This is a genomic window from Vibrio navarrensis, assembly GCF_000764325.1.
Taxonomy (GTDB): Bacteria; Pseudomonadota; Gammaproteobacteria; order Enterobacterales; family Vibrionaceae; genus Vibrio; species Vibrio navarrensis.
This window is the reverse complement of the sequence record NZ_JMCG01000002.1, coordinates 863,377-880,569: the sequence shown is the minus strand read 5'-3', so window position 1 is coordinate 880,569 and position 17,193 is coordinate 863,377. Positions and strand designations below refer to the sequence as shown.

Genomic DNA, 17,193 nt, shown 5'->3' with positions numbered 1-17,193 from the left:
AAGGGTAAAATTGTTAATTTAGTGTAGCAAAGTTGACGTGCTTGTGACTTTTGCTCGCCGCAGCAGAGAAAGATAAAGGGGAAAAGAGTTTGTCGGTGGCTTTTCCGCTCGATCCATGCCATATTTCACCGCATTAACGATGAACCAAGTTAGAGTTACGATTCCGGAGCTAAACCATGTCTCACGAAGATGAATATCTGTCAGTTGAAGAATTAATCGAGATTCAAAAGGAAGATACTCGCGATATTATTGCTGCACTACTTGAAGATGGCAGCGATCCTGATGCTCTGTATGAAATTGAGCACCATCTGTTTGCCGAAGACTTTGAGACGCTGGAAAAAGCGGTGGTTGAAGCCTTTAAAATGGGTTTTGAGGTTTTGGAAGCGGAAGAGACTGAAGACGAAGATGGTAAGATCCTGCTTTGCTGTGATGCCACCATGCAATCTGCCCTTGATGCCGAAGCGATTGACGCCCAGGTTGAGAAACTGGTTCATCTAGCTGAAAAATATGACATTATTTATGACGGATGGGGCACGTACTACGAAGGCGAAGACGCACTTTACCCTGATGATGACGAAGACGACGATTACGAAGATTAATCGCTTGATTTGAAAGCTGGCAAACGCCAGCTTTTTTATTGCCTGCTTTGCTCGCCACCAAATGATTTGATTATGTGGTCATTAATCTACGCCGCGATGTCTCGCTTCTGCGATACGAATGTGCGTATAATGGCGCAAATTTGATCTGGCTCAATATCATTATGCAACTCTCGCTTAGCGGCCTTTGGCAACTTTCTCCTCTGACTGATCTCTCCATCGCTCAAGATGACATTACTTTTCCCGCTCCACTGAGCCAAATTTTGCCTGACGATCTCTCAGAGCAGGAGATTGCCCAGCAAGAGTGGCATTTGATGCATGACATTGAGGTTGACGAGGCGATGCTGGCCTTTCCGGCGGTTGAGCTGGTACTCGGTGGGGTTGATTATCATGCTGAGGTGCGCCTCAATGGGGTAGCGGTGTTTGATTGTGACCAAAGTCAACTTGTCTATCGCAAAGATATCCGGCCTTATCTGCAACTGGGGCGAAATCGTTTCGAGATCCTTTTTCTTGAGGAAGAAGAATCCTTACTGTTTGACGAAGATGAACCGGATGTGTGCGTACTGACGGCTAATGCCTATCACAAAAGCGATGAGCGTATCGGCATCTGGCAAGTGCCGTATCTGCAATTTATCCGCCATGTGCGACTCGATCACATCACCACCGAGCAGATCTGGCATCACGGCGGTGGCTGTGAGTTTAAGGTCGACCTTTATTATCAAACTTTTGCGCCCGGCTTAGTCTCGGCAGCGGTGAAATTCAACGGTATGACGTATCAGATCCCGATTGATGTGAGAGCGGCACACGCTTGCGCGCTGTTTTATATCGAAGCGCCGCGCTATGCCGATCTCAACGATCCCGATCCGCGAGATCTTTACTCACTGACGGTGGAACTCGATGGGCAACGCCAAGAGTTCTCAGTGGCGCTTAGCCAAGATCTCTGTGTCAGTCATTGGGTGTGGTGAGTTAGAGCTCTGTGATCATCACCACTTCACAGGCGTCGTGACCGGTGTTGCCCAGTGGTGCATCGAGATGGCGAAAGCCAACTTTTTCATACAGTGCCAGCGCTTCTTTCAAGTTGGCGGTGCTTTCAAGATAGCATTGTTGATAGCCCATGTCTTTCGCCAACGCTTTACACAAGGCGATGATTTGCTTGGCCAGCCCTTGGCCGCGGCAAATGGGTAAAAAATACATTTTTTGCAGTTCACAGATATGCTCGGCGCCGCTGAGCGGTGAGAAGCCACCGCCCCCGACCACTTCGCCTTGATGTTCCACCACCCAGTACGCAGCGCGTGGCTGTTTGTAGACACTGTACAAATCGTCCAGTGTCGGATCGGCGACGCTGTAGCCTTTATCGGCGGTTAAGCCATATTCGGCCGAGACTTGGCGAATCACATGGGCTATTGAGGCGTTATCCTCAAGGGTTATCGGGCGTAAGGTAAATTCCATTTCTTGTGACATAAGGCCATTCATAGTTCAGTTCATGATGGTCAAAACTATAGAGTGGCTACGCCGTTGGGTGCAAACAAAAACGGTGCGAATCGCGCGTTTGTTTGCTTGCACTGTGGCGTAACCAGACCTTTTCATGGAAGTAGTACACCACTGTGTTGATCGAAGGTTCAATCATCGCCATGACGCCACCGACCAAAAGGTCACCAGTCAATAGATAGGCGACAGAAAACGCCACGCTGAAATGGACGGTCGCAAAGCTGGTAGTCTTGAGTTTGGTCATCCACTGACGCGCTCTTAACGCGGGTGCTTGCGCCCATGCTTTCTCATGAAAGTAAAATGCCACGGTGTTCACTGAGGGCTCAATCATGGCGATCAAACTGCCGATCAGAATATCCCCAGTCAGCAAGTAAGCGACGGTAAAGGCGATAGTAAAGTGCAGGGCAGCAAAGGTTAGGGTCTTTTTCATGATGGATCCTCTCAGTACGCCATCGTAGTTGGTTCGGCGTTAAGTGCAGTATCTGAGAAAAATAATTAAAGGGAAATTCGATTGAATCTATCTAATTAATCGTCAAAAGCTATATATGGGTTGCTGAGTGATTTATATAGGAAATCAATGTGTTTTGTTTAGATGCATCACTGAATGGGGGAGTATAATCCGGTTAGAATAACAGGTTTTATAAAATTACTGATTTTCTTATTAATTATTACGTCAGGGATAGTTTCAATGAACAACACATCAACGCGAAATACCATCCAATTTCACGGCCAAGGGGGCGAGTTTTTTGGCATCTGGATCGTCAATATTCTTTTGTCTGTTATCACCTTAGGCATCTACTCCGCTTGGGCAAAGGTCAGAACAAAACGCTACTTTTACGGCAATACTGAGCTCGCAGGTGATAATTTTGAGTATCACGCCACCCCGATTCAACTGCTTAAAGGCCGTTTAGTGGCCTTGTTGGTGGTGCTTGTCTGGGCGGTTACCAACACCATCTTCCCGTTATTCAGTGCGTTGCTTTTGATCGCGTTTTATCTCGCCTTGCCTTGGCTGATGTGGAGCAATGCTCGCTTTGATGCGGCGATGACTAGCTATCGCAACGTGCATTTTGCCTTTAATGCCTCACTAAGTGGCGCCTATACTGCCATTTTGGGGCGTGGTATTGTCTCGCTGATTGTGCTTGGATTGTACGGCAGCCTAGTGTTTGCTGCGGCTTTCTCGTCAGGAATGGCCGCCATGTTACTCGGTCTGTTCGGGCTGGTTGTCGCCGCCGTGCTTTACGCTTGGATGGCGGTGGGTATGCATCACTATTTTGCCAATGGTTATCAGTATGGCGAATGGCAATTTAGTGCCGAGTTGAAAACGGGTTTCTTTGCTTCGGTTTACCTGAAAGCGAGTCTACTCGGTGTACTCTTTAGTGCCATCATCGGTGGGGTTGTGCTCGGGTATGTGTTTGGCTCAGGTGTGTTGATGGATTTAGTGAATGGCGATCTCTCTACTCTTGAGAACCATTCGAGTTTGTTTGTTGTTCCATTGATGTATGCTTTGATTTTAATTATGTCGGTCGTCATGACGGCCTACACTACCACTCGTATTCGCAACTATGTCTTCTCTTGTCTGCGTGCGCAGCAAGCAAGTGACAGTGAACAAACGTTTACTTTTTCTTCGACCATGGGCGTGTGGAATTACACCACGTTAGTGATCAGCAACTTCTTATTGCAATTGGTGACGCTTGGTTTAGCACGTCCTTGGGTGATGGTGCGCACCACGCGATATGTCGCAGCTAATACGGCGGTGCTGGGCGACATGACGCAACTGAAAGCTTGGGATCAGGATTCGGAGGTGAAATCGGCCATCAGTGACGAGCTGGCGCAGGTGTTTGATCTTGGCATGGGCATTAGCTGATGTCACGCATTCAAGGCACCGCGTTTGCGCCTCGTAGCTCAGAGCGACACGAGGCGATGTTAGATCTCTCTCAGGCCAATTTTGTCGCGCTGCACATAAATGGGGACATTATCAGTTGTGAGCAGCATCATGTGACGGTCAGCGATCCGGTGGGCAATCTGCCCATCCGTTTTACCTTTGCGCAGGGGTGGGTGTTTGTTGCTCCCCGCAGTGCGGCAATAGAGCAATGGTTGCAGCGTCATCGTAAGCGCAGAACTCGCTTTGTCGATTGGATGGAAGGAAATATCACCGCTTGGGTGGTTTCCTCGTTCATCTGTATCGCTATTCTGCTTTGGGGGTATGTCTACGCGTTGCCTTGGGCGAGTGACAAGATAGCTGAGCGTTTGCCCGACTCGGTCTCGTTGCTTCTGGGCGAGAAGATCTTGCAAACCTTGGACGAGCACCTCGTCCCCAGCGAGCTTGCCGCCTCGCAGCAGCAGGCAATTCGTTTGCGTGTGTCGCAGCACGTCGAAAAGCTTGCTCCGCTGCCTTTTGCTATCAATGTGCAGTTTCGCTCATCGGCTCAAGGAGCGAATGCGTTTGCGCTACCCGGCGGTACTATCATTCTTTTAGATGAGCTGGTGGCTCTGGCAGAGACGCCAGCGCAGCTTGATAGCATCATTTTGCATGAGTTAGGGCATGTTCATCACCGGCATATGATGAAGCAATTGGTGCAATCGACCATACTCTCCGTCAGTGTTTCTCTGATCACGGGGGAAAGTTCGGGCATCGTTGATAATCTGGCGGGGATGGGCGTATTCATTGCTTCCAATGGCCAATCGCGTGAGGCCGAAAAGCAGGCGGATCATTACGCGAAACTGGCGATGCGGCAGATATATGGTAGTAGTGAACCGATGGCAGAGATGTTTGAGCGTTTTCAGCAGCAAAGTGAGGGGGAAGTGCCCGCATGGCTGAGTACTCATCCTGATTTTGACTCCCGCATCGATGCTGCGCGCAGTGATTAGCGGTAGGGGAAATGTGTGCGGCAAACCGCAAGCGGCTAAAGAAAGCCAATAGAAAAGGCAGCGAACTCGCTGCCTTTTCTGATTAATCATGGATCTCTTAATTCACTTTGGAATTAAAGTGCCGCGATCGTGTTTTTTTGCTCTTCTAGCTTAGCCAGTGTCTCTTTGTAACCTTCCAGCTTTTCACGCTCTTTGGCGATAACCGCTTCAGGGGCCTTCGCAACGAAACCTTCGTTGCCCAGTTTACCTTCGATGCGTTTGATTTCGCCTTGTGTTTTCGCTACTTCTTTATCCAAACGAGCCAGCTCGGCATCTTTGTCGATCAGGCCTGCCATTGGGATCATCAGCTCAGATTTACCGACCAGTGCGGTTGCACAGGCAGGCGTTTCTTCACCGGTTGCGAGCACGCGTACTGACTCCAGCTTAGCCAGAGAAATCAGCACCTGCTTGTTGGCTTCAACGCGCGCAGCGTCTTCTGCTGTCGCCGCTTTGAGCATCACAGACAGAGGCTTACCTGGGTTGATGTCGTATTCAGCACGTAGGTTACGAATGCTAGTGATGAAGGCTTTTACCCATTCGATGTCATCGAGCGCTGCTTGGTTGAAGTTCGCTTCATCGAATTGAGGCAGAGATTGCAGCATGATGGTCTCGCCTTCCACACCGTCTACTAGTGGCTTGATGCTTTGCCAGATAGTTTCGGTGATGTAAGGAATCACAGGGTGAGCCAGACGTAGCGTCTTCTCCAGCACTGTGATTAGCGTACGACGCGTACCACGTTGTTGCGCTTCAGTCCCTTTCCATAGAACCGGTTTGGTTAGCTCTAAGTACCAGTCACAGAATTGGTTCCAGATGAATTCGTACAGGGTGTTGGCTGCCATATCGAGACGGAAGTTATCGATATGGTTGTTAAACGCCTTCGCTGCGAGTTCAAACTGAGACTCGATCCACTTGTCCGCCAGTGAGTATTCGATCTCACCTGCGCCAAAGCCACAATCTTGCTCTTCGGTGTTCATCATTACGTAACGGCTGGCGTTCCATAGCTTGTTACAGAAGTTACGGTAACCTTCCAGACGCTTCATATCCCAGTTGATATCGCGGCCAGTTGATGCCATTGCAGCAAGGGTGAAGCGCAGTGCGTCTGTACCGTATGCTTCAATGCCGTTTTCAAATGTCTTACGCGTGTTCTTCTCGATCTTCGCTGCAAGCTGAGGCTGCATCATGTTGCCAGTGCGCTTCTCAACCAGAGACTCAAGGTCGATACCGTCGATCATGTCGATCGGGTCAAGTACGTTACCTTTTGACTTCGACATCTTGTCGCCGTTTTCATCACGGATTAGGCCGGTAACGTAAACGGTTTTGAATGGCACTTGTGGCTTGCCGTTTTCGTCTTTGACGAAGTGCATGGTCATCATGATCATGCGCGCAACCCAGAAGAAGATGATGTCGAAACCCGTCACCAGTACATCTGAAGGGTGGAACACTTTCAGATCATCCGTTTGCTCTGGCCAACCTTGCGTGCCGAAGGTCCATAGTGCAGAAGAGAACCAGGTATCCAGTACGTCTTCGTCTTGGTGCAGCTCAATCACCGACTCTAGGTTGTGCTTTTGACGAACTTCTTCTTCGCTGCGACCAACGTAAACATTGCCTTGGTTGTCGTACCAAGCTGGGATGCGGTGACCCCACCACAACTGACGAGAGATACACCAGTCTTGAACGTCACGCATCCAAGAGAAGTACATGTTTTCGTATTGCTTAGGCACGAATTGGATGTCGCCGTTTTCAACCGCTTCAACCGCGGTTTTTGCCAGCGGTGCAGTGCGCACGTACCATTGGTCAGTCAGCATAGGTTCGATCACCACGCCACCACGGTCGCCGTATGGCACCGTCAAGTCGTGATCTTTGATCTCTTCCAGCAGGCCAAGCTCGTCGAATTCCGCCACGATCGCTTTACGCGCCGCGAAACGCTCCATACCTTGGTATTTGGCTGGAATCTCGGTGGAGTACACATCACTTGGCTCACCGTTGGTGGTGAACACTTCTGCAGCGTCGCGGATGTTGGCATCGAAAGTGAAGATGTTGATCATCGGCAGTTGATGACGTTTACCCACTTCGCAGTCGTTAAAGTCGTGCGCTGGGGTGATTTTCACACAGCCCGTACCTTTTTCCATGTCGGCGTGTTCATCGCCTACGATTGGGATACGACGATCAACGATAGGCAGGATTATCTCTTTACCAATCAGATCTTTGTAACGAGGATCTTCTGGGTTTACCGCCACGCCAGTATCGCCGAGCATGGTTTCTGGACGTGTGGTGGCGACAACGATGTAGTCTTTACCATCTGCGGTTTTTACGCCGTCTGCGAGCGGGTAGCGGAAGTGCCACATGTGGCCCTTGGTCTCTTTGTTCTCAACTTCGAGATCGGAGATCGCAGTGTGCAGTTTAGGATCCCAGTTAACCAGACGCTTACCACGGTAGATGAGGTCATCTTCGTAGAGACGCACGAACACTTCTTGAACAGCATTCGACAGACCTTCATCCATGGTGAAGCGCTCACGATCCCAGTCGACTGATGCGCCAAGACGACGAAGCTGCTGAGTAATGGTGCCGCCTGATTGGCCTTTCCATTCCCAGATCTTGTCGATGAAAGCGTCACGACCGTAATCGTGCTTAGTTTTGCCTTCTTCTGCAGCGATCTTACGCTCAACCACCATCTGAGTGGCGATACCGGCGTGGTCGGTGCCGACTTGCCAAAGGGTATTTTTGCCCTTCATACGTTCACAACGGATCAGCGTATCCATGATGGTGTCTTGGAACGCGTGGCCCATGTGTAGGCTACCTGTGACGTTCGGCGGCGGGATCATGATGCTGTATGACGCTTTCGTCGTGTCACCGTGTGGCTTAAAGTAGCCTTGCTCTTCCCAAGTCTGATACAGAGCTTGTTCGATTGAAGTTGGGTTGTATGTCTTTTCCATAGCGCTCTTTAAATGGATACGTTGATGGTTGAATCTGAGTCAATCTCTATAAGTGAACTCTCTAAAGAGAGAGCTTAACTATAAGGATTGACGGTTAGTTGTGTTCAATTTCGATGGTTTGCAGCTGATAACCAGCTTGGCGATAGATTTTATACCTTTCTCTCGCGAGCTGTTTAGCTTTTTCTTCGCAAGGGACGAAGTCTACCACCTCAGCAAACTGGTTCGCAAAGGTTGTCTCATTTTCCGCCAAGTTTATGACCAACTGCCGATTCCAACAAGGGCGCACAGCAGAATGGCCGATCTCAATGTTGGTGGCGTATTTTGGTCCTTCTCCGACCAAATTGTGCGCGACAAACTGTTCGGGTTCGACTTGCCAAAAAAACTCCGCCATCTGCTCGGCGTGAGTTTTGCTTTTGCAGTTGAGATACACTTTGGCCCCTTGCTTAGCAAAATGATGAGCGAGAAACACCACGTAGTGGGCGAATCCGCTGTCACTCGCTTGAGGGCTTTGTGGCTGAATAATGTAAAACGTGGCTCTTTGCATCGTCGTTGAACCTTAGGTTGAACGATTAAAAAAGGGCCTTGAGGCCCTTTTTGTTGTTGAGAGTATTACTCTTCAATTTCGTGGTGGCCGCTGCGGTTCAATAGGAATTGGACCAGCATTGAGACCGGACGGCCCGTTGAGCCTTTGGCTGCGCCAGAGCGCCATGCTGTACCCGCGATATCCAAGTGCGCCCAGTTGTATTTCTTGGTGAATTTAGACAAGAAACAGGCCGCGGTAATGGTGCCGCCAGGACGACCACCGATATTAGCCATGTCAGCAAATGGGCTCTTAAGCTGCTCATGGTATTCATCTGCCATCGGTAGACGCCATGCGCGATCGCTTGCTTGCTCAGAGGCATTCACCAGCTCGTGTGCCAATGGGTTGTGGTTCGCTAGAACACCAGTAATGTGGTGGCCAAGGGCAATCACACACGCACCTGTTAGCGTCGCTACGTCGACCACACAATCTGGCTCGAAACGTTCAACGTAGGTGAGCGCGTCACACAGCACCAAGCGGCCTTCCGCGTCAGTATTCAACACTTCGACCGTTTGGCCTGACATGGTGGTTAAGATGTCACCTGGGCGGTATGCGTTGCTGCCAGGCATGTTTTCACAACCTGCTAGCACGCCAATCACGTTGAGTGGCAGTTTGAGTTTTGCCACGGCTTTCATCGTGCCGAAAACCGAAGCCGCACCACACATGTCGTACTTCATCTCATCCATGCCTTCGCCGGGTTTGAGCGAAATACCGCCTGAGTCAAATGTGAGGCCTTTGCCGACCAGCACAATCGGTTTAGCATCTGGATCTGGGTTACCCTTGTACTCAATGACCGACATCATGGATTCGTTCTTCGAACCACGGCCAACCGCCAAGTAAGAGGTCATGCCCAATTTTTCCATCTCTTGCTCGCCAATGATCTTGGTAGAGATGGTGTCGTAGTCGTCTGCTAGGCGGCGAGCTTGAGAGGCCAAATAGGCTGGATTGGCGATATTCGGTGGCATGTTGCCAAGGTCTTTACACGCTTTCACGCCAGAAGCAATCGCAAGGCCGTGAGTAATAGCGCGCTCACCCATGTTCAGTTCACGACGAGTTGGTACGTTGAATACCAATTTGCGCAGTGGACGACGAGTTTCAGGTTTTACGCTCTTAAACTGATCAAAGGTGTACAAACCATCTTTCGTTGCTTCAACGGCTTGGCGCACTTTCCAGTACGTGTCACGTCCTTTGACGTGCAGTTCAGTTAAGAAGCACACCGCTTCCATAGAACCTGTTTCGTTGAGCGTGTTGATGGTTTTTTGAATGATCTCTTTGTACTGACGTTCGCCCAGTTCGCGTTCTTTGCCGCAACCGACTAAAAGAACACGTTCAGAAAGCACACCCGGCACCTGATGCAGCAGTAGCATCTGGCCTGGTTTACCTTCTAGATCACCGCGGCGAAGCAATGAACTAATATAACCGTCACTGATTTTATCGAGCTGTTCGGCTACTGGAGAAAGGCGACGTGGTTCAAACACACCAACAACGATGCATGCGCTACGTTGTTTCTCTGGACTGCCACTTTTTACACTGAACTCCATGCGTACTCCTACATCCTGAAGACAAATAGTTCTAAATGTTAGATAATGACCGCTTACTTGTTGAATTCTATTCTCGGTCTACTCTGTTAAAGCTCAGATTAACATTTAGTCAGTTTTTTTAAAAAATAAAAGGTTCAACGGGAAACTATAGTGATTCGACCAAAAAAACAAGTTTTGTATAGGTAATTTCAGCGTGATTATTGTTAGATATTTGATCCGCGAGACACTCAAGAGCCAATTTGCGATCTTTTTCGTACTTTTTTTGGTGTTTCTCAGCCAACAGTTCATTAGCGTACTGGCCGATGCGTCGGATGGTGATATCCCTGCGAGTCTGATTGTGTCAGTGGTTGCACTGAATATGCCTTCCATGGGACTTTTGATGCTGCCATTGAGCTTGTATATCGGTATTTTGATTACCTTTGGTCGCCTCTATGCCGAAAGTGAAATTGTCGTCATGAATGCTACTGGCATCGGCAATAAATTTCTTATTCAAGCGGCACTCTATCTCGCGGCGATGACCTCAGGCTTGGCGGCTTTCAACGCGCTTTGGCTTTCTCCTTGGTCGATGGATAAAGTAGAGCAACTGACTGAGCAAGTGGCGGCCGAGAACAGTGTCGATTTATTGAAAAAAGGGCAGTTTCAGTTTACTCCTGACCGTTCTTCTGTGGTTTTCATTGACGATATCAAAGACAAGCAGCTTTCTAATGTCTTTGTCGCACAGTTATTACCCCGAGACTCAATTCTTCCTAGTGTGATGTTTGCCAGCTCTGGCGAGGTAAAAGAGTTGTCTGACGGCAGGCAGATCATCTCAATGAAGGAGGGGACACGCTATGAGGGCATTCCGACACGCGTTGAATATATGATCACCGAATTTGCCCAGTATGACGGGCTGATCGGTCAGCGAGCGGTGAAGTATCGTGGCCGAGATTGGGACGCAACGCCAACGCTGGACTTAATTGGTCACCCCGATCGTGAAGCGCAAGCTGAACTGCAATGGCGATTCTCACTGTTTGTCTGTATTCCGCTGCTGACCATGCTGGTGATTCCTCTCTCTGCGGTCAATCCACGTCAAGGCCGATTTGCCAAGATGGGGCCTGCCATTTTGATCTACCTCGCTTATTTCTTAGCGATCAGTGCCACCAAATCGGCATTAGAAGAAGGGGACATTCCAACATCGGTTGGTATGTGGCCAATTAATGGCATGCTGCTGTTGGTGGCGATCTTGGTCAATCTGATGGACAGTGTTCCGGTGCGACGCATGAAAGACAATTTTAAGAAGAAAAGGTTGGCGTAACTCGTGTTCAAAATTCTAGACCTTTATATTGGTAGAACCATCGTTGCCACCACCTCTTTGGTTCTGGTGACCTTTGTCGGCCTCTCCGGCATCATCAAATATGTGGAACAACTACGTAAAGTCGGCAAAGGAGCTTACGATCTGTTGCACGCGCTCTACTTTGTTGTTTTGAGCATTCCACGCGATATCGAAATGTTTTTCCCCATGGCCGCATTACTTGGGGCGCTGATTGGCCTAGGCATGTTGGCATCTAGCTCAGAGTTGGTAGTGATGCAAGCGGCGGGATTTTCTAAGTTGGACATCGGCCTCTCAGTGCTGAAAACAGCGATTCCACTGATGTTGGTCGTGATGACTTTAGGTCAGTGGGGGGCTCCTGAAGCGCAGAAGCTAGCACGAGACTTACGCGCTTTTGCCCTTTCTGGCGGCAGCATTGTCTCGGTGCGCAGTGGGGTTTGGGCCAAAGATGCCAATGATTTCATCTTTATCGGCAAAGTGGATGACGATAAGTTGTACGGATTGAACATGTGGCGCTTTGATGCTGACAAAAAGCTGCAAGCAGTGGTGTTTGCTGAAGAAGTCGACTACTTACAAGACAATCGTTGGCTGATGCGCTACGTGCAAATCACCAATATGCAAGATGAAAAGGTGATTACTAAGCAGTCACTAGAGCAGATGGATTGGGAAACGTCCCTGGCTCCAGACAAACTGGCCGTGGTCACCGTCAAACCTGAAGAGCTTTCCATCAGTGGATTATATGACTACGTCACATACTTGAAAGCGTCAGAGCAAGATGCTTCTCGCTATGAATTAGCCTTTTGGCGCAAGATCACTCAACCTATCTCGATTGGCGTGATGATGCTGATGGCGCTGTCGTTTATTTTTGGCCCGCTGCGAAGTGTGACTATGGGGGCGAGGGTACTGTCTGGTGTGATTGCCGGATTCGCATTTTATATCTCCAGCGAATTTTTCGGTCCGCTCAGCTTGGTCTACGGCATTTCCCCTGTATTTGGTGCCATTGCGCCCAGTATCGTCTTTTTAACTATCGCGGTGATGCTGCTCAATCGGAAATTATAAAAAATGGAAGGCCTCGGCCTTCCATTATTTATTTTGCCACAGGCAACACTACGACTTGGGTTTTTGCCCAAATATCATGAAACCCTCGCTTCTGAGGGTCAAAAGGCACAGCGAGGTTGGCAAGGCCAAAGGCGGAAGTGGCGATACGAATCAAAGCTTGAGTGGTGCTGATCATCGTCCCGTCTTGATTTCTTACCTGGATCTTCCAAGCGCGCATGCCCAGCGTTTGCCCTGCTCGGGTCCAGAAAAAAACAAAGAAATAGACCCACATCGCCGCTAAATAAAAGGTAAACATTGGGCTAAATATCGGATGTCTGCTGAGCAGATCCGCTGCATCGAGATATTCTCCATAGCTTAGTATTCCCATCCCATTTAAAGCGAAGAGCACCGCCATCACCACGCCAGCAGCAATCATCTCTAGGGCAATAATAATCAGGGCATCATAAAAAAGCGCCGCAAGCCGACGGAACAGGCCTGCAGGTGGTAATGTTGTTGTAGTCATAAATGCATCACTTACCGTTAAAATCGGGCGTCAGGATATAGTTCTCGCCATTGGAATAAAAGAGAGCTAACGCACACTGTGTTCATTTGTGGCGAAAATCTAGGCAAACGGTAATTATTTCAATCTTTTGCTCTTGCACAACCGAAAAGCTTACGTATAATGCCAAACATCGAAAGGCAATAGCCTAAAGATGCCGGTGTGGTGAAATTGGTATACACGACGGATTCAAAATCCGTTTCCTTCGGGAGTGGCGGTTCAAGTCCGCCCACCGGTACCATATATAGAAAGGTCGCTTTTATAGCGGCCTTTCGTCGTTTTAGGTGTTTGAAAATGTTCGAATTTTCAGGCGCGTACCTCAGTTTTCCTTTCTTGTTATCAACGCTTTTCTCGCTCCATTTTACTCATTTTATCCATCTTAAAATTTCTCCCATGGTCCATATATGGTTCATCGCATGACGATTCTGTGCACAAGGGAATCCCAGTAAATCCAAGAATCTCCGGTAACTGCAAAGTCGCAAGCTAGTATTACCAAAGGCTTCGGACACGAAGAACCATGCTCGTACCATGGTGACTTTACGGTGCTATGAGGTTTTAGTTTTGCCTTTGTAGAACAACTGATCGTTTTGATGGATAGTCGAAAAGTCGGTTTGAGATAGGAGGTTTTGCGGTGTGTGTAGTAAGCGCGTTGGGGATATGATAAATGGTTGTGGCTTGCTGGGTTAATGACAAAGTGCTCTGACTTGGAAATGCCCCAAAATGATTTTCGCCAAGTTACAGTCAACGACGCAACTTCATAAGTTTGCATCAGCTTTTGTAATATAAAAGTGGATACCGCTCTCAGGGTTTACTAGGTCTCACTTTTAATATAGTGCTAGATGTCAATACATTAGAAGTTAATAACATTTTACACACGAAACGCCTACTTATTATTATGTAATGGTTTGTGTATTGAAATTAACAAAGGACTTTTAGGCATGGACTCTTTAAGCGTCACATCTTTCAGATACACCCACCGGCAACACAATCAAGAGCCGTTAAAGTTTTTCATTGTTCTCATGGGTCTAGAACCATATAAAAATGATTTACATCGCGAAAATCAATCGTTAAGCCTTTTGTCTGGTATTGTGTTGTACAGACATTTATCGAAGCCCGACCAAAGAAAAGTAACGAGTAGTGTGTTGAATTTAAAGAACAATCGCTTGAAGTCTAAACTCTATGGAATGATAGGCCAAATCGTCGCAAATCCATACTGGTTCTGCTGGTCACTAAGTGATTCTGAGTTAAAAAGTTATTATAATTCAAACAAGAAAATCTCTGACTTACTCAGTAGCCTTGGCTTTGATGTTCCAACGATTTCAGTCGGAGTGTTAGCCGCTGGCGCATATTCTGTTTTTAATGAAGGAATGAAAACAACAGTGACCAAAGGTCTAACGAGTATCGCTAGTTCGAATAAGGTGCTAGAGACAGCGAAAGAATTGGGATTAAGAAAGCGACTTGTAGGTGAGTCAGGGCGAATGCTTGGCGCTTTTGTGATAATGATTATTGGTTTTAATGCAATGCAAACCAAAGGCATGAAAGATGCCAGAAAAGAACTGATCCTCAGAGGCCTAATCAATCCTTCGGAGTTATAATGATTATAGCAATATTGGGTCTTTTCGGTGGGTGCGCTTTACTCTTCTTTTACTTGCAAGGACTAAAGGTAGAGCTAAGAGAGGGCTCATCCGGTATAGTTAAATGTAACGCTTTTCCATTCAACGTAGCGATGCTGATTGGTGTTATTGTGGGCTGCTTATTCTACATCGTGATGGCTGTAGACAGTTTGGTTGTGGTATCAGCGACGATAGCGATAACATGGTTTATCTTACGTATATTTCGCGATCGAATAATTCGTGCACTCTTAAAGGGCCTATGAATTACTATCTACCCTTTGATGTTTGCTTTAAAAATTAACATCAAAGGCTTTTGATCTGCCCAGCCGGACTGGATATATCAAGAAGCGACTTTCTGATACCAAAAGTTATCCGTATTTCTCTAATTTAAGTGATAGAACTAAGAAGGTTTTGTCCAGAAACGTGTTACAAAGGGTGGTCTAGTGTGTGCACCATTTTAAATCTGTGCTCGACGCATGCTAAAAAGATCCAATTAAATCCTATTTCATGGTCCTTGATATCCCAAGAAATTCTCTTAAATGCAAGTAATTACAATTACTTAAGAGGAATTCAAAATCCGCCTCCTTCGGGGGTGGTGGTTCAAGTCCGCCCACCGGTACCATACATAGAAAGGTCGCTTTTATAGCGGCCTTTCGTCGTTTATGGGCCTAGAGTGGCCGTATCTGGTAAAAAGTCATTGGGACTTCCTCCTTCTCTGTTTCTCCTCATTTCCGTTGCCATGCCAACAAGTTGAGCACCTATTAGCTCTCTTTTCTATGCCCTGAAAGACTGACAGCAAGCTTTTTGATAGGATGACTGGTGATAAGTTTACCCATTATTGAATGAAAAAGGTGTTGGCGATGGACGGAAAAAGAAGTGGCCCCCAATTTTCGGACATGACTTTAAGTGGTCGATCTGTTTTGATAGTACCCAACAATACAGGGACAGATTATGACTAGAAAACGTAGAAACCACTCTCCTGAGTTTAAAGCTAAGGTGGCTCTCGATGCCGCTAAAGGCGATAAAACCGTCGCTGAGCTAGCTCAGAAATATAACCTGCACGCTAACCAGATCTCAACATGGAAAAAGGAGCTGCTTGAAAACGCAGCCATGATTTTTGCCACCGAAAATCACTCAGGAAAAGAGAGTTCCGAAGATGTGGACAAACTTCACGCCAAGATCGGTCAATTGACCATGGAAAATGATTTTTTGGCCAAAGTGCTCGGTCGTTAGACCGAGCCCAGCGAAAGAGTTCGCTGGTTAAATCCACCCCATTGCCGATAAAGCGCCAATGTGAGCTGCTCAATATTGCTCGCTCTACCGCTTACTATCAGCCCATCGGACTCTCTGCTGAGGAGATCACGTTACGACGTATGATTGACGAAATTCATCTGCAGTATCCGTTTATGGGCAGTCGGCGCATTCGAACTGAGCTGGCTAAAAAGGGCCATAGCGTTAATCGTAAGCGTGTTGTTCGACTCATGCGCGATATGGGGATTGGGGCGATTTATCCCAAGCCCAAAACGACGCTGGCTAACAAAGCACACAAGGTGTATCCCTACCTGTTGCGTGATATCGAAGTCACTTACCCAAACCAAGCTTGGGCGATTGATATCACGTACATCCCGATGGCGAAGGGGTTCCTGTACCTCGTTGCGATTATCGACTGGTATAGCCGCAAAGTGCTGGCTTGGTGACTATCCAACACCATGGACACGAGTTTTTGTATCGAAGCGCTTGAGGAAGCGCTGAAGCATTATGGGCCACCTGATATCTTTAACTCAGATCAAGGCAGCCAGTTTACCAGCACAGAGTTCACACAGAAGTTAATTGAACATGACATACGTATAAGCATGGACGGGAAAGGCCGCTGGGTTGACAATGTTTTCATTGAGCGATTATGGCGAAGCCTGAAATATGAGGAGGTTTACTTAAAGGCTTATACCACGCCCCGTGAAGCCGAGCTTGAAATCGGCAACTACATGGTGTTTTATAATGAAGAGCGTAACCATCAAGGACTGAATAACCTCACTCCTGATGAGGCCTACTTCGGTAGGCAAAGATACGCAGCATGAGCTGGGTCAACCACTTAACAAATGAGCTTATGTGTCCAACCAGCGGGGTCCACTTCTAAATGCCTCAGTGGCGCGGTTAGTTTTGAAATAAAATGGCCATTACCCAACTTGTATCAGTGTCACTGTTCTAAATGCCGCAAGCTGTCAGGTTCTTCGTCTGATACGGCGACCTTTTTGAATAGGGAGCAGTTTAAATGGCGTAGTGGTCTTGATGTGATCCAGTCATATCGAATGGAATCTGGATATCGTTCGGATTTTTGCCAAAAATGTTGCAGTAGCGTTCCGCATTTGATGGACAACCAAAAACAGTATTGGATACCCGCCGGATTACTTGATGAAGCAGGGACTGAGAAAGTCGTTGCCCATTTGTATGTTTCCCACAAGGCAATATGGGATGTGCTCGGTGGACAAGGAACGCAGTTTGCAGAAATGCCGCCGATGGACGAATAAAACCAGTTATTGCAAATTAAGAGAAATTCATAGAAAGCGCACTTTACTTATCTGCAACTTAGCCTGTTGTCAGCTATCTTGTACTTAAGGAGAAAGTAACACTC

14 protein-coding genes, 1 tRNA gene and 1 pseudogene are annotated in these 17,193 nt (G+C 47.7%); 10 read left to right on the top strand and 6 right to left on the bottom strand.

The window, feature by feature from the left end; translation table 11 throughout:
* Positions 1 to 176 precede the first annotated feature (176 nt).
* Together rraB and EA26_RS18415 are read left to right on the top strand one after the other, a co-directional pair.
* Positions 177 to 599 (top strand): ribonuclease E inhibitor RraB, encoded by a 423-nt coding sequence (rraB, locus tag EA26_RS18420; protein WP_039430553.1) that lies wholly within the window; start codon positions 177 to 179, stop codon positions 597 to 599.
* 161 nt (positions 600 to 760) lie between these two features.
* Positions 761 to 1,561 carry a glycosyl hydrolase 2 galactose-binding domain-containing protein gene (locus EA26_RS18415; RefSeq protein WP_039431681.1) on the top strand — a complete coding sequence of 267 codons (801 nt, stop codon included), beginning with the start codon at positions 761 to 763 and terminating at the stop codon, positions 1,559 to 1,561.
* Position 1,562: 1 nt separating this feature from the next.
* On the opposite strand, the gene EA26_RS18410 is transcribed toward EA26_RS18415, so the two are convergent.
* Together EA26_RS18410 and EA26_RS18405 are read right to left on the bottom strand one after the other, a co-directional pair.
* Complete coding sequence (locus EA26_RS18410; protein WP_039431679.1) at positions 1,563 to 2,057, bottom strand: GNAT family N-acetyltransferase; 495 nt, start codon at positions 2,055 to 2,057, stop codon at positions 1,563 to 1,565.
* 46 nt (positions 2,058 to 2,103) lie between these two features.
* Complete coding sequence (locus tag EA26_RS18405; RefSeq protein ID WP_039430551.1) at positions 2,104 to 2,514, bottom strand: DUF2061 domain-containing protein; 411 nt, start codon at positions 2,512 to 2,514, stop codon at positions 2,104 to 2,106.
* 258 nt (positions 2,515 to 2,772) lie between these two features.
* Here EA26_RS18405 and EA26_RS18400 point away from each other — a divergent pair, with 258 nt between their 5' ends.
* Together EA26_RS18400 and EA26_RS18395 are read left to right on the top strand one after the other, a co-directional pair.
* Entirely contained in the window at positions 2,773 to 3,948 is a 1,176-nt protein-coding gene (locus EA26_RS18400) for a YjgN family protein (protein WP_039430549.1), read from the top strand.
* A complete protein-coding gene (locus tag EA26_RS18395) occupies positions 3,948 to 4,952 on the top strand; it encodes a M48 family metallopeptidase (protein ID WP_039430547.1) in 1,005 nt (334 codons plus the stop codon). Before EA26_RS18400 ends, EA26_RS18395 begins: the two co-directional genes overlap by 1 nt.
* A 113-nt stretch (positions 4,953 to 5,065) precedes the next feature.
* On the opposite strand, the gene EA26_RS18390 is transcribed toward EA26_RS18395, so the two are convergent.
* From EA26_RS18390 to pepA, 3 genes are all read right to left on the bottom strand, one after another.
* Positions 5,066 to 7,924 (bottom strand): valine--tRNA ligase, encoded by a 2,859-nt coding sequence (locus EA26_RS18390; protein ID WP_039430546.1) that lies wholly within the window; start codon positions 7,922 to 7,924, stop codon positions 5,066 to 5,068.
* 94 nt (positions 7,925 to 8,018) lie between these two features.
* On the bottom strand, positions 8,019 to 8,468 hold the full coding sequence (locus EA26_RS18385) for a DNA polymerase III subunit chi (RefSeq protein ID WP_039430545.1): 450 nt from the start codon (positions 8,466 to 8,468) through the stop codon (positions 8,019 to 8,021).
* Positions 8,469 to 8,533: 65 nt separating this feature from the next.
* The gene (gene pepA, locus EA26_RS18380; protein ID WP_039430544.1) at positions 8,534 to 10,045 is read right to left on the bottom strand and encodes a leucyl aminopeptidase; all 1,512 of its coding nucleotides are present in this window, start codon (positions 10,043 to 10,045) and stop codon (positions 8,534 to 8,536) included.
* Positions 10,046 to 10,238: 193 nt separating this feature from the next.
* Here pepA and lptF point away from each other — a divergent pair, with 193 nt between their 5' ends.
* Both lptF and lptG read left to right on the top strand, forming a co-directional pair.
* Positions 10,239 to 11,339, top strand: a complete 1,101-nt coding sequence (gene lptF, locus EA26_RS18375) for an LPS export ABC transporter permease LptF (RefSeq protein ID WP_039430543.1) — start codon at positions 10,239 to 10,241, stop codon at positions 11,337 to 11,339.
* A gap of 3 nt (positions 11,340 to 11,342) precedes the next feature.
* Positions 11,343 to 12,413, top strand: a complete 1,071-nt coding sequence (gene lptG / locus EA26_RS18370) for an LPS export ABC transporter permease LptG (protein WP_039430542.1) — start codon at positions 11,343 to 11,345, stop codon at positions 12,411 to 12,413.
* A 28-nt stretch (positions 12,414 to 12,441) separates the two neighbouring features.
* On the opposite strand, the gene EA26_RS18365 is transcribed toward lptG, so the two are convergent.
* Positions 12,442 to 12,915, bottom strand: coding sequence for an RDD family protein (locus tag EA26_RS18365; protein WP_039430541.1), 474 nt, complete (start codon positions 12,913 to 12,915; stop codon positions 12,442 to 12,444).
* A gap of 192 nt (positions 12,916 to 13,107) precedes the next feature.
* Between EA26_RS18365 and EA26_RS18360 the strand changes: the two genes are divergently transcribed.
* The 4 genes and pseudogenes from EA26_RS18360 to EA26_RS18335 all read left to right on the top strand — a co-directional run bounded on the left by EA26_RS18360 (position 13,108) and on the right by EA26_RS18335 (position 17,089).
* Positions 13,108 to 13,192: transfer RNA gene (locus EA26_RS18360), tRNA-Leu, on the top strand.
* 697 nt (positions 13,193 to 13,889) lie between these two features.
* Positions 13,890 to 14,546, top strand: coding sequence for a hypothetical protein (locus tag EA26_RS18355; RefSeq protein ID WP_039430540.1), 657 nt, complete (start codon positions 13,890 to 13,892; stop codon positions 14,544 to 14,546).
* Between the two features lie 969 nt (positions 14,547 to 15,515).
* Positions 15,516 to 16,639 (top strand): annotated as a pseudogene (locus EA26_RS18340) (IS3-like element ISVpa4 family transposase).
* 21 nt (positions 16,640 to 16,660) lie between these two features.
* Positions 16,661 to 17,089, top strand: a complete 429-nt coding sequence (locus EA26_RS18335; protein ID WP_052079822.1) for a GFA family protein — start codon at positions 16,661 to 16,663, stop codon at positions 17,087 to 17,089.
* Positions 17,090 to 17,193 lie beyond the last annotated feature (104 nt).